This window comes from Klenkia terrae (assembly GCF_900491935.1).
Taxonomy (GTDB): domain Bacteria; phylum Actinomycetota; class Actinomycetes; order Mycobacteriales; family Geodermatophilaceae; genus Klenkia; species Klenkia terrae.
Genome location: NZ_UEXK01000004.1, coordinates 719,279 through 731,977, shown reverse-complemented (window position 1 = coordinate 731,977; position 12,699 = coordinate 719,279). Strand labels below are relative to the sequence as shown.

The following is a 12,699-nucleotide window of genomic DNA, read 5'->3' as shown; positions in this document are numbered from 1 at the left end:
GGCCCGTGGCCGTCCGGTCAGCCCGCCCCCGCCCGGCCGCCGCCGGGCCACGCTCGCGGCGCCAGACCGATCGCCCCGGCCCACAACCGGGTGAGGACGTCGACTGCCGCCGCCTCGTCCAGCCCCTCCACCGGGTCCTGCCACAGGTGGGCGAAGGACTCCACCATCGCGCCCAGAGCGCTGGCCGTCGCCCGCGGCGGCAGCTGCGGATCGGCGAGCCCCAGCTCCTGCAGCCGGATCAGGCCCTCCATCCCTCGTTGGACGAACGACTCCCGGATCTCCAGCCGCAGCCGGAGGAAGTCCTCCCGTGTGTCCGCCAGCGAGTCCAGCACCCGCAGGATGCGGGAGTGCCGGGTGACCGCACGCAGGAAGGACCGGTTCGCCGCCTCGATCCGCGCATACGCCGCGTCCGCCGGCAGGCGACTACCGATCGAGGTCGCGGAGAAGATGTCCGCGGCGACCTCGGAGATGATCTCGCGGAGCAACATCTCCTTGGAGTCGAACCACGTGTAGAACGTGCCATGGGAGACCCCGGCGCGCTGCGCCACCGCGTCGATACCGACGGCCGAGAAGCCGCACTCCTCGAACAGCTCCCTTCCGGCCGCCAGCAGCGCGGACCGGGTGCGACGGCCACGCGCGGTGGCTGGAGGGGATGCCGGTCCTGCCGACGTCATGCCTCGTCCCTTCATCCGGCGGTCGCGAGTGGAACCTCATCTTGACGGAACCGTCAAGTCTGGCCAAGCTGGCCGTGACTCAGGTCACCGGACCGTGGGGCTCTCGGGAAGGACGGCACATGGACAAGGGGATCGGCAGCTGGGTCGCCACGAGGGCGTTCCTCTCCGGGGACCGGGTCGCGCTGGTCCAGGGTGAGCGACGGCTGACCTATGCCGACCTCGACGGGCGGACCGACCAACTGGCGCGGGCGCTGCGCGCACTGGGGGTGCGCCGGGGTGACCGCGTCGCCGGGCTGCTCCTGAACAGCGTCGCGTTCCTCGAGACGATGCTCGCCACGGCGAAGTTGGGGGCGGTGTTCGTGCCGATGAACGTGCGACTCGCGCCGCCCGAGGTCTCCTACCTCCTGGCCGATTCGGGGGCCGACACCTTCGTGTACTCCGCGCCTCTCGCACCCGTGGCGCGCGCAGCCCTCACTGGTGACGGCGTCCGGATACGGTCCCGCCTGCTGGTCGGCGGCGAGGTCGAGGACGGGGAGTTCGACTACGAGCAGGTGCTGGCCGGCGGTGAGCCCCGGCCCGTGGACAGCGACGTCGACCGGCGGGACCTGTCGTGCCTGATGTACACGTCGGGGACCACCGGGCGTCCCAAGGGCGCGATGCTCACCCACGACAACCACCTGTGGAACGTCGTGAACAGCCTCTCCTTCGGTCGGGGCCTGCGGGAAAGTGACGTCACCGTGACAGTGGCACCGATGTTCCACATCGGCGGACTGGGGGTCCACACCCTGCCGCTGCTGTACGTCGGTGGAACCAATGTCGTGCTGCCGTCCTTCGACCCGATCCGGACTCTGGAGGTGATGTCCCGGGAGCGGGCCACCGTGCAGTTCATGGTGCCGGCGATGTGGGCGGCGCTCATGTCGGTGCCCGGCTTCGACGGCTACGACCTGTCGTCGCTGGAACTCGCCGTCTCAGGGGGAGCGCCGTGCCCGCTGCCGGTCATCGACTTCTTCCAGGGCAAAGGCCTGCCCTTCCAGGAGGGCTTCGGGATGACCGAGACCGCTCCGCTCGTGTCGGTCCTGGACGCCGACCACGTCAAGGAGAAGGCAGGCTCCATCGGCCGGGCGGTCTTCCACGTCCAGGCACGCATCGTCGATGACACGGACAGAAACCAGCCCGCCGATGAGGTCGGGGAGCTGGTCCTGCGCGGCCCGAACGTGTTCGCCGGCTACTGGGGTCTACCGGAGGCCACGGCCGAGGCGTTCCGCGGCGGGTGGTTCCACACCGGCGACCTGGGCCGCATGGATGCCGAGGGCTTCATCACGCTGGTCGACCGCAAGAAGGACATGATCATCAGCGGTGGCGAGAACGTGTATCCGATCGAGGTCGAGCAGGTCCTCTACCGACACGACGCGATCCGTGAGGTAGCGGTCGTCGGGGTCCCCGACGACCGTTGGGGTGAGACCCCGGTGGCCGTGGTCGCGCTCCAGGACGGCGCCGGGACGACGGCCGAGGAACTGATCGCCTACGCGCGGGAGCGGCTCGCCCACTTCAAGTGCCCCACCCGCGTGGAGTTCGTCCCCGAGTTACCGCGCAACGCCACCGGCAAGGTGCTCAAGACGGTGCTACGGCAGCAGCACGGCGGAGGAGAGCACGCGGTACTCCGCTGACAGTGGCCGACGGCACGCGGGGTCGGCGGAACGGCGAGGGGCAGGAATGACGTCACGGTCGATCACCCGTGATGGGGCAACTCACCCTCCACTTCCGGTTCGTTCCCGGCGTCGGAGTTCTGCTCCCTCCGGCCACTGCCGGCGGCGGGCAGTGTGCAGTCATGAGGGCCGCAGGCGAGCTGGTGCGCGACAGGAGGCAGGGGTGATGACGTGGATTCCGTGATCGGGGACTGGTCGGAGGGCTTTGCCCGTCAGGACCATGCCGGGCCCCTGCCGCCGCACCATGCTCGTTGCCTGGGCTGCGGCCCGGAGAACCCGCACGGGCATCACCTGCAGGTCTGGCGGGAGAGGGACGCCGTGCGGGCGCGGCACGTCTTCGACGAGCGGCACGTCGGCGCGCCGGGCATCGCACACGGTGGCGCGGTGGCGACGGTGCTGGACGACCTGTTCGGCTTCCTGCTGTACCTGATCGGGGAGCCCGCGGTCACCCGTCACCTGGAGGTCGGGTACCGGTCGCCGGTCCTGCTCGGGACCCCCTACCTGCTGGAGGCAGGTGTGCAGCGTCGGGAAGGGCGCAAGCTGTTCGTCCGGGCGCAGGGCACCGACGAGGGGGGAGCGGCCGTGGTCGAGGCGTCCGCACTCTTCCTCGTCGTCGGCCTGGAGCACTTCGCCCGTGGCGGTGGAGACGCGGCGCCTGTGGCGCCGTGAGCGGGCGACGGTTGCTGGAGAGCTATCCCGATCGCATGGCCGGGCACTGCGGGTCCGGAGCACTCCGCGACCTGCTGGACTGGGCGGGGCTCGACTGGGGAGGGGACGTGCTNACCACAGGGGGTCTCGTGGCCAGGGTCGGAGGTGTAAAAGAGCCGGGGCTGGACTTCTCCTATCTGCGGGTGCCGGGTCTGGCGCCGCCGATCTACCTCGTCGGCCGGGGCGGGGACATGGAGGTCGACCTGCTGCGACGCCTGGGTGCGCAGGTGGAGCTGCGGCGGACCGATGACGCGGCGCTGGGATGGCGCTGGGTCCGTGACGAACTGACCGCCGGCCGGCCGGTCATGGTCTGGGCGGACATCGCCGAACTGCCCTATTTGCGCGTGCGGCTGCAGATGAGCCGGCACAACGTCGTGGTGATCGGCTACGACGACGAGCGGCAGATCGCCTACGTCGTGGACAACGACCGCGAGGCCGTCCAAGAGGTGCCGTACGCAGCGCTGGCCCGTGCGCGCCGCTCGACCGGATTCCCGGCGCCGACGCGTCACGCCACGTTCGCTGTCGACTGGCCCGAGCGGCTCCCGGATCTGAGGTCAGCCGCCGCCGAGGCGTTCGCCGCCGCGGCGGCCGGGATCCGACACGGCGGTCCGGGGATCGTGGACTCCTCCGACCTGCCGCCGGGCTCGATCAGCGCGTTGGGGCTCGCCGGGATCCGGGAGTTCGCCGACGACCTGGCCTCGTGGCCGCAGGTGTGGGACACCGTGACCCTGGAAGCCGCGCTGGCCGCCCTCCCGGTGTTCGTCGAGAAGGCCGGCACGGGCGGTGGGCTCTTCCGCCGGCTCCAGGTGGCTGCCTGCCACGACGTGGCGTGGCGGACGGGAAGCTCGGCCAGCGCACGGGCGGGCCTGGCCTACGACAGGTGTGCCGAGGCGTGGAGCCGGTTGGCTCGTGCCGCGACCGCCGACGTTCCGCTGCCGGACCGGGTCGCCGCAGCCGCCGAGGCGGCCGCTCGACTGCCCGCCCTGGAGGAGGAGGCCGCCGACCTGCTCGCGCTGGCTGCCGAGGAACTACGCGTCTCCTCGTGACGCCGGCCCACACGCAGCCCGACAGTTCACAGATGAGCACACGACACGGGGGGTCCTGATGCCGGACACGACGATCGACGGGGCCGCGAGCGCCCCCCAGTTGCGGGCGTACCTCGCCGTCCCGCCGGTCGGCACGGGGCCGTGGCCCGCCGTCGTGGTGGTGCACGAGGCCTTCGGTCTCACCGACGACACCCGCCAGCAGGCGGATCGGCTGGCTGTCGGAGGCTACCTGGCGCTGGCGCCCGACCTGTTCACAGCCGGAGGACCCGTTCGCTGCCTCCGGTCGACGTTCCGGGCGCTGGGCCGTCGCGAAGGCGCGGCTTTCGATGATCTTGAGGCCGCGCGCTCCTGGCTCGTACGGCGACCCGACTGCACCGGCACAGTGGGGATCGTCGGCTTCTGCATGGGGGGCGGCTTCGCCCTGGTCGCGGCGACTCGCGGGTTCCACGCCTCTGCTCCGAACTACGGGCAGACACCGCAGGATCTCGAGCGGGTGCTGCAGGGGGCCTGCCCCGTCGTCGCCAGCTACGGGGGCCGCGACAGGACGCTGCCGGGTGCGGCCCAGCGACTGAACGGTGCCCTGACCAGCCTCGCGGTCGACCACGACGTCAAGGAGTATCCCGACGCCGGCCACTCCTTCATGAACCGGCACAACACCGGGCCGCTCGCCGTCCTCGAACGGGTGGTGGGCTTCGGTTACCACCATCCGTCCGCGGAGGATGCCTGGCGGCGGGTATTCGGCTTCTTCGCGCGCCACCTCCACGACGGGGACCCGACCGCCGACTGAAGGCGCTCGCTGTCGACTCCGCGCCGCCCGTGCAGGACAAGCACCTCAGAAGTGGTGGCCTGCCTATCGAGCGGCCGCCCCCGGCGCGCCGCCGGGGTGGTCCGGGCGCCCTACGCCCGTTCGCGGGCGAGGCGGCGGAGGATCAGGCCGGCGGCGGCGGTGGCGGCGATGAGGTCCTGGCTCAGCAGGGCGGCCGGCATGCCCAGCACCCGTTGCGGGATGCGGTGCTGGTCGTAGGGGGAGGTCCCGGGCACCAGCAGGGTGAGGTTGAACGGCGCCCAGCGGGCGATGGGCAGCAGCGCTGCGGCGGTGAGCAGGCGTTCGTCGGGGCGGTGCTCCTCGGCGGCGCGGAGCAGCCACAGGGCGAGGAGTCCCTCCGCGGTTGCGCCGACGACCTCGGAGGTTCCGTGCCACCGGGCGTGCGGGCCGTACTCGGGCCCGAAGGTGTGGCTGTGGTTCCAGTCGGCCAGCCAGGGCAGGGTGGCCGACGCGACGACGGATCCGGCGATCAACCGCCGTCCCCACCGCGCGAGGCGTCGGTTCCCCGGCCGGGTGAGCTGCCTCGCCGGGTGCCCTCCGATCATCGGCACGTCACCCGGCTGGGGCCGACGCCGGTTCCCGGCCGGGTGGCTCGGCGGCTTCGGGCACGTCGCCGTGCTCGCCGTTGAGCCGCTGGACGAGCTTGTCACCCTCGACGTCGAGGTCGGGGAGGAGCCGGTCGAGCCACGCGGGCAGCCACCAGGCCCGGTCGCCGAACATGGCCATCACAGCCGGCACGAGGGTGAGCCGGATCAGGAACGCGTCGATCAAGATGCCGACGGCGAGCGCGAAGCCGACCTGCTTGACCATCGGGTCGGCGTTGAAGATGAACCCGCCGAAGACCGCGGTCATGATGATCGCCGCGGCGACCACCACCCGGCTGGCCTGGGTGAATCCGTCGGTGACGCTGTCGGTCCCGTGGTGGCCGTGGACGTGGGACTCGCGGATGGAGGAGACCAGGAAGATCTGGTAGTCCATGGCCAGCCCGTAGAGCACGCCGGTGGCGATGATCGGGATCACGCTCATCACCACGGTGGTGCTGTCGAGCCCGAAGACCTGATTGAGCCACCCCCACTGGAAGACGGCGGTCGTGGCCCCGAACGTCGCGAGGATGCTGAGCAGGAAGCCGAGGGTCGCCTTGACCGGGACCAGGATGGACCGGAAGACCAGCAGCAGGACGATCAGCGACAGGCCGAGGACCACCGCCAGGTAGATCGGCAGCACCTCGGACAGTCGCTGGGACATGTCGATGCCGATGGCGGTCAGGCCGGTGACGCCGAGGGTGATCCCCAGGTCGTCCCCGTACTGCGCGGAGCGGTCGCGGATCTCGGCGACCAGGTCCTCGGTCGCCTCGTCGGTCGGGCCGGTGGTGGGGACGACCTGCAGTACCGCGATGGTGCCGTCCTGGCTGAGGCCGGCCGGCATGGCGCTCTGGACGCCGTCGAGCGCGCTCAGGTCGGCCACCAGTTCCTGCAGGGCGGGCGGCTCGATCGGCGTGCCGGGCTCGGCCGTCCGGGCCGCCACGACCAGCGGCCCGTTGAAGCCCTCGCCGAAGCCCTCGGCGACCAGGTCGTATCCCTCACGCTGCGGGGTGCCGCTGCCGTAGCTCTCGGCCGAGGGCATCCCGAGCCGCATGCTGGACAGCGGCAGGGCGAGCAGCGCGGCGACTGCCGTGACCAGGACGACGGCCGCCCACCGGTATCGCACCACCAGGCCGACCCAGCGTCGCGCCGGGTTGCGGGAGCGGTCGCGGTGTCCCGCCTGGCGTGCCCGGGCGCGGGGTGAGCAGATGCGCTCCTTCACGAGACCCAGCAGGGCCGGGAGCAGGGTCAGGGCGACCAGGACGGCGATGGCGACGGTCGCGGCGGCGATGAGCGCCATGACCGTCAGCAGGGAGATGCCCACGACCAGCAGCGCGGTGAGAGCGATGACGACCGTCGTGCCGGCGAAGAACACGGCGCTGCCGGCGGTGCCCACGGCGCGGCCCGTGGCTTCCCCGGCGTCCAGGCCGCGGGTCAGGATCAGCCAGCGCTGCCGGTTGACGATGAACAGCGCGTAGTCGATGCCCACTGCCAGCCCCAGCATCAGGGCCAGGACGACCGACAGGGAGTTCAGCTCGAACAGGTGGGCCAGCGCGAAGGCGCCGCCGATGCCCGCGCCGACCCCGGCCAGGGCGGTCAGCAGCGGCAGCCCAGCGGCGACCACGGAGCCCAGCGTGACGACGAGGACGAGGGCGGCCACGGCGAGTCCGACGATCTCCCCGACGCCGATGATCTCGGGTATCTCCTGCAGGGTGGCGCCCGGCAGCACGGCCACACCGGCCTCTTCCGCCGGGGCCTCCGCCGCCGCGACGGTGTCCGCGACGGTGCCTTGAGGGAGCTCGAAGATCTGGTCGTCGAACTGGAACTGGAACAGTGCCACCCGGCCGTCCTCGGACACAGTCACTCCCAGCACCGGCTGGCCCCCGACGACCAGCGTGCCCGGCGGGGCGCTGGGCGCGTTCCCCGGTGTCTCCGGGGTGCTCCTCGGCGGGGTGGCCGGGGCCGCGCCCGGCTGCTGCTGCGACTGCATCAGGTCGGCCGGATCGACGACCTCCTCAACCGAGTAGACCCCTTGCACCGCCTCGGCGAGCACCGGTCCCAACAGCTCGGAGTCCAGTCGGTCGCCGGCCGGCGCCTGGAACACCAGCGACCCCTGGCCGCCGGACACCTCTGGCAGTTCGCGGGCCAGTTCGTCGATCACTTCCTGCGCCGGCGTCCCGTCGATCCGGAACTCTGTGCTGAGTTTCGGCGGGTTGAGGACCAGCGCGCCGACGAGCGCGACGAGGAGCGCCGCCCACACCCCGATCACGCGGAACGGGTGCCGATAGGTCCAGCGCCCCACCCGGTACAGCAAAGTCGACACCGCAGCCCCCAGAGCCGGTCAGTGCGTCACAGCGCCCATGCGGGCCCCGCGGAATGGAAGTGATAGGAAGCTATCGTAAGCGCGGTCAGCTCGGGACGCGGAGGGGGGCTTGTGGCGGCACCACGGGGGCCGCCCCGAGTCGGCGTGAGAGGAGTGCTGCGATGACATCGGCGACAAGAGGTCGGCGGCGCGACGCCCTGGCCAACAGTGAGCGGTTGATCGCGGCTGCCCGAAAGGTCTTCGCCTCCGGTGGCCAGGGGTCGCTGGAGGAGATCGCCGGCGAAGCCGGTGTCGGGGTCGCCACGCTGTACCGCCACTTCTCGAGCCGGGAGAGCCTGACCCGGGCCGTGTACCGGTCGATCATGCGAGATGAGCTCCTGCCGCTCCTCCGGCACTCGTGCGCGCAAGGCAGTGCCCGGAAGTCGTTCCTGCTAATCGTCGAGCGGCTGCTGGAGCTGCTCGACCGGGAGCGCGGATTGATCGCCTCGTCGGCGAACTTCGCGGTGCTGACCGACGACATGCTGAGGGAGTTCCTGGAGCCTTTCGCCGTCCTGCTGCGGCATGCGCAGGAGGCCAACGAGATCCGTGCGGACCTCCAGCCCTACGACATCCCGCGTGTGCTCAGCATCCTCGTCGTCGGTCTGTCCACGCCCCCGGCCTCGCCGGCGGACCGGCGCCGGTACGTGTCCCTGGTCTTCGACGCGATGAGACCCGACCAGGCCGAGCCGCTGCCTCCGCTCGACGAGAAGGATGTCGTGGAAGGCATGCGCAGCGGCTTCACGGCGATCCGGATCGCAAGTTCGTCACGCCATCCTGAGAGCAGCCCTCGTGAGGGCATCCATGTTCAGCCAGGTGAGTTCGGGTGATCGATGCCAGCGACCCCCCACCCGACGCCCCGGGGTCGTGATGGCCGCTTCGCCCGGTGACACGGGTCCGGACCGGGGACCGCGGGGGGCGACGTCCCCGCGGACCGAGGGACTGCCCCACCCCGCCGACCTCGACGCGGGGCGTGACTCCGTGCGGGTGCATCAGCGACTGACCGCTGAGTTGCATCGTCTGGGTCTGTCCACGACGGCCTCGCGCGTGCTGGCCTACGCCCTCGCCGACGGTCGGGATCGCCTCACCGCCCGAGATCTCGCCGAGGGGATCGGCAGCAGCGCGGCTGCGATCAGCGGCGCCGTGCAGGAACTGGTCCGTCTGGGACTCTTGCAACGGGATCGCGAGCCCGGTGTGCGAAGTGGGTACTACCGGCTGGGCCGGCCGAATCCCCTTCCGCGCTATCTCGCCAGTCGCCTCGTCCTGCTGGAGAGGCTCGAGGAAGCTCTGGAGGCCGGCTTCCGTGAACTCGCCCCCCGGGACGACCGAGACCGACTTCTGGAAGCACGGGACTTCCTGTCGTACTTGCGCGCCAGCGCATCCCGCGCGATAGCTCGCTGGGAGAGGTCGTCTTGATGACCGCGCCTGGAGCCTCGGGTGCGTGTCCGGGCACGTCCCGCCCGCTCTCGACGGCGGCACGACCGAATCCGGCCCGGAGATTGTGCAGCGGTATCGGCAACTGTGCGCGGCCTTCATCGCAGACTTCGACCTCGCGCCCTCGGGAGTCGTCACAAGGGGGAAGCCGCTCCGCAGACAGCCCCTGGACGCGCGGCGCCGCCACCGAGTTACCGACCAGTCGTCTAACCTCCGGCCGCTATCGCGCACAAGTAGTGCGGAGGGCGTCCCTACACGTGCCCCGCCTCTCGCCTTCCGCTGTCGCACGCGGCGCGCTTACCGGAGCAAACCCGTCCCTCGCGTGACGGACGGGAGTCGATCGACGCCGCCAGGCGTACGGGGAGGAAGAGAATGACGGGCCCTCTGCAGATTGTCCTGGGCACGATCAGCGTCCTTTTCCTGATCGTGGCCTCGGTGATGGCCTACCGCGCGGTGCGGGCGATGGTGCGGATCATCCGCATCGGCCAGCCCGACGGCACCCGCTTCGGCCCGGTCAAGGACCGGCTCAAGACCTTGGCGATCGAGTCGCTCGGCCACACCCGCATGCTCAAGTGGTCGACAATCGGCGTCGCGCACTGGTTCGTCTTCATGGGGTTCTACGGTCTCGTCCTGACGCTGGTCGAGGCGTTCGGCGAGGTGTGGGACCCGGCGTTCCACGTGCCGCTGATCGGCGAGTGGGGGGTCTGGAACCTGTTCGCCGAGGTCATCGGCACCGGCACGATCCTCGGGATCCTGTACCTGATCTACCGGCGCCAGAAGGACCACCCGCGCCGGCAGGGCCGGAAGAGCCGCTTCGCCGGCACCAACGAGGGCCGCGGCTACTTCGTCGAGGCAGTCATCCTCACCATCGGGATCTCCATCCTGCTGATCCGGGCGCTGAAGGTCTCCTCCGACCTGACCGACGCCCCCGCCTGGTCGCACCCGATCTCCGGCGCCCTGGCCACGGTGCTGCCCGACAATCCCGACCTGCTCACGGTCGTCGCGTTCGTCAAGATCGTGGCGAGCCTGGTCTGGCTGGTCGTGATCAGCCGGATCCTGAACATGGGCGTCGCCTGGCACCGGTTCAGCGCCTTCTTCAACATCTACTTCAAGCGCAACGACGACGGCACGGTCGCGCTCGGCCCCCTGCAGCCGATGACCAGCGGCGGCAAGCCGATCGACTTCGAGGATCCGGGCGAGGACGACATCTTCGGCCGCGGGAAGATCGAGGACTTCACCTGGAAGGGGATGCTCGACTTCACCACCTGCACCGAGTGCGGGCGCTGCCAGAGCCAGTGCCCGGCCTGGAACACCGGCAAGCCGCTCAGCCCCAAGATGGTGATCATGGATCTTCGCGATCACCTCTACGCGAAGGCCCCCTACCTGCTCGGCGAGAAGACCGCGAGCGAGACCGCTCCCGACTACGACGTCCTCAAGCCCAGCGACGAGCAGGCCTGGGCGTCCGGGTACGCCCGCATCGAGGGCACCAACGACGCCCAGGCGCACCGGCCGCTGGTCGGCACCCTCGAGGAGGGCGGGGTCATCGACCCCGACGTCCTGTGGAGCTGCACCAGTTGCGGCGCCTGCGTCGAGCAGTGCCCGGTCGACATCGAGCACGTCGACCACATCATGGACATGCGCCGCTACCAGGTGCTGATCGAGTCGAGCTTCCCCTCGGAGGCCGGCGTGATGATGAAGAACCTGGAGAACCGCGGAAACCCGTGGGGCATGGGCGGCAACGTCCGCGAGGACTGGCTCAAGGAGCTCGACTTCGAGGTCAAGGTGGCCGACGGGCCGCTCGACTACGACATCGAGTACCTGTTCTGGGTGGGCTGCGCCGGCGCGATCGACGACCGCGCCAAGAAGACCACCAAGGCCGTGGCCGAGCTGCTGCACATGGCCGGCGTCGAGTTCGCCGTCCTCGGCAACGGGGAGAGCTGCTCGGGCGACCCGGCCCGCCGCATGGGCAACGAGTTCCTCTTCCAGATGCTCGCCCAGCAGAACGTGGAGACCCTCGACGGCGTCTTCGAGGGCCGCGTGCCGGGCATGCGCAAGATCGTCGCCACCTGCCCGCACTGCTTCAACTCCCTCGGCAAGGAGTACCCGCAGCTCGAGGGCCACTACGAGGTGGTGCACCACACCCAGCTGCTCGGTCAGCTCGTCGAGGAGGGCCGGCTCACGCCGGTCACGCCGGTCGACCGCAAGGTGACCTACCACGACCCGTGCTTCCTCGGCCGGCACAACAAGGTCTACACACCGCCGCGCGAGATCCTCGACTCCGTCCAGGGCCTCTCCACCCAGGAGATGCACCGCTGCAAGGACCGCGGTTTCTGCTGCGGCGCCGGCGGCGCGCGCATGTGGATGGAGGAGAAGATCGGCAAGCGGATCAACATGGAGCGCACCGAGGAGGCCCTCGAGCTCGACCCGGACGTGATCTCCACCGCGTGCCCGTTCTGCATCACGATGCTCTCCGACGCGTTGACGTCGAAGAAGCAGAACGGCGAGGCCGGCGAGCACGTCGAGGTCCTCGACGTCAGCCAGATCCTGCTCCGCTCGATGACGCCGGCGGGTGTCGCGGCACCGGGTGCCGAGTCCGGCGCCGACGTCGGCACGAAGGCCGACGACGTCGTCGGCCTGGACTCCGCGAACACGGAGCACGGTCAGGCATGATCCAGGACGCCGACGGGGCCCGTCCCTAGCGGGGGCGGGCGCCGTCGTCTTCCCGGCCCGGGATCCGCATCGGTCGCGCGCTCATACGGTCCCCAGCTGCAGGGTTCGCAAGGCGATCCGAGTCAGTCGGCGCGCGGTGGTCGTGCGGTCATCGACGGGGAGTACGAGATGGCTGACTGCGAGTCGGACCACTGCGTCCACGCCGTCGGCCAGGTCTTGCGGGTCCAGCTGGGGGAAGTGCTCCGTGAACCAGGAGATCAGGGTTCGGGTGGCGGCGTCGAGCACCGGTGCGGAACGTGTCGTGAGCATGGGCAGCAGCTCGTTGTCGGCGTCGCGTGCCGAGGTGAGGATCGCGCACAGCAGGGGACTGGCGTCGGCCTCGGCCAGCACGTACTCGATTGCTGCGGTGATTCCCCCGGCGGCGTCCTGAGGATGGGCTTCGAGCGTTCCCGAGATGCCGACGAGAAACCGCTCGGTCTCCTCCATGATCAGCGCTTCCCCGAGGCCTTGCTTGTCGCCGAACTGCTTGTACAAGGTCGGGCGCGATACCCCGGTCAGCGCGGCGACATCCCCCATGCGCACTCGGGACCAGCCCTTCTGGACCGTCAGAGCCCGCGCCGCGTCCAGTGCGCGGTCGCGCACGTGTTGGCGGAAGGTCAGACGAAGAGGCTCTGCCGCCACTGGCCGCCCCCGTC

At 70.5% G+C, this 12,699-nt stretch carries 11 protein-coding genes; 7 read left to right on the top strand and 4 right to left on the bottom strand.

Translation table 11 applies throughout. The features are described 5' to 3' along the window. Positions 1 to 17 precede the first annotated feature (17 nt). Complete coding sequence (locus LFA75_RS03800; protein ID WP_167758201.1) at positions 18 to 674, bottom strand: TetR/AcrR family transcriptional regulator; 657 nt, start codon at positions 672 to 674, stop codon at positions 18 to 20. Between the two features lie 119 nt (positions 675 to 793). On the opposite strand from LFA75_RS03800, the gene LFA75_RS03795 reads away from it, so the two are divergent. The 4 genes from LFA75_RS03795 to LFA75_RS03780 all read left to right on the top strand — a co-directional run bounded on the left by LFA75_RS03795 (position 794) and on the right by LFA75_RS03780 (position 4,921). Continuing rightward, complete coding sequence (locus tag LFA75_RS03795; protein WP_097196981.1) at positions 794 to 2,341, top strand: acyl-CoA synthetase; 1,548 nt, start codon at positions 794 to 796, stop codon at positions 2,339 to 2,341. A 357-nt stretch (positions 2,342 to 2,698) separates the two neighbouring features. Next, positions 2,699 to 3,049 carry a PaaI family thioesterase gene (locus LFA75_RS03790; protein ID WP_225232379.1) on the top strand — a complete coding sequence of 117 codons (351 nt, stop codon included), beginning with the start codon at positions 2,699 to 2,701 and terminating at the stop codon, positions 3,047 to 3,049. Between the two features lie 35 nt (positions 3,050 to 3,084). Then, positions 3,085 to 4,134 carry a BtrH N-terminal domain-containing protein gene (locus LFA75_RS03785; protein ID WP_225232378.1) on the top strand — a complete coding sequence of 350 codons (1,050 nt, stop codon included), beginning with the start codon at positions 3,085 to 3,087 and terminating at the stop codon, positions 4,132 to 4,134. Between the two features lie 58 nt (positions 4,135 to 4,192). Continuing rightward, positions 4,193 to 4,921, top strand: a complete 729-nt coding sequence (locus LFA75_RS03780; protein WP_097196984.1) for a dienelactone hydrolase family protein — start codon at positions 4,193 to 4,195, stop codon at positions 4,919 to 4,921. Positions 4,922 to 5,031: 110 nt separating this feature from the next. Here the strand turns inward: LFA75_RS03780 and LFA75_RS03775 are convergent, their stop codons facing one another. Next, positions 5,032 to 5,433 (bottom strand): hypothetical protein, encoded by a 402-nt coding sequence (locus tag LFA75_RS03775; protein ID WP_097196985.1) that lies wholly within the window; start codon positions 5,431 to 5,433, stop codon positions 5,032 to 5,034. A 79-nt stretch (positions 5,434 to 5,512) separates the two neighbouring features. Beyond that, a complete protein-coding gene (locus LFA75_RS03770) occupies positions 5,513 to 7,810 on the bottom strand; it encodes an MMPL family transporter (RefSeq protein WP_225232377.1) in 2,298 nt (765 codons plus the stop codon). Between the two features lie 215 nt (positions 7,811 to 8,025). Between LFA75_RS03770 and LFA75_RS03765 the strand changes: the two genes are divergently transcribed. From LFA75_RS03765 to LFA75_RS03755, 3 genes are all read left to right on the top strand, one after another. Continuing rightward, positions 8,026 to 8,730 carry a TetR/AcrR family transcriptional regulator gene (locus LFA75_RS03765; protein WP_167758200.1) on the top strand — a complete coding sequence of 235 codons (705 nt, stop codon included), beginning with the start codon at positions 8,026 to 8,028 and terminating at the stop codon, positions 8,728 to 8,730. A 151-nt stretch (positions 8,731 to 8,881) separates the two neighbouring features. Next, a complete protein-coding gene (locus LFA75_RS03760) occupies positions 8,882 to 9,316 on the top strand; it encodes a MarR family transcriptional regulator (RefSeq protein WP_217991698.1) in 435 nt (144 codons plus the stop codon). Between the two features lie 390 nt (positions 9,317 to 9,706). Beyond that, positions 9,707 to 12,004: a heterodisulfide reductase-related iron-sulfur binding cluster gene (locus LFA75_RS03755; protein WP_097196989.1), complete on the top strand. Its 2,298-nt coding sequence runs from the start codon at positions 9,707 to 9,709 to the stop codon at positions 12,002 to 12,004. Positions 12,005 to 12,085: 81 nt separating this feature from the next. On the opposite strand, the gene LFA75_RS03750 is transcribed toward LFA75_RS03755, so the two are convergent. After that, the gene (locus LFA75_RS03750; RefSeq protein ID WP_209305938.1) at positions 12,086 to 12,646 is read right to left on the bottom strand and encodes a TetR family transcriptional regulator; all 561 of its coding nucleotides are present in this window, start codon (positions 12,644 to 12,646) and stop codon (positions 12,086 to 12,088) included. Positions 12,647 to 12,699 lie beyond the last annotated feature (53 nt).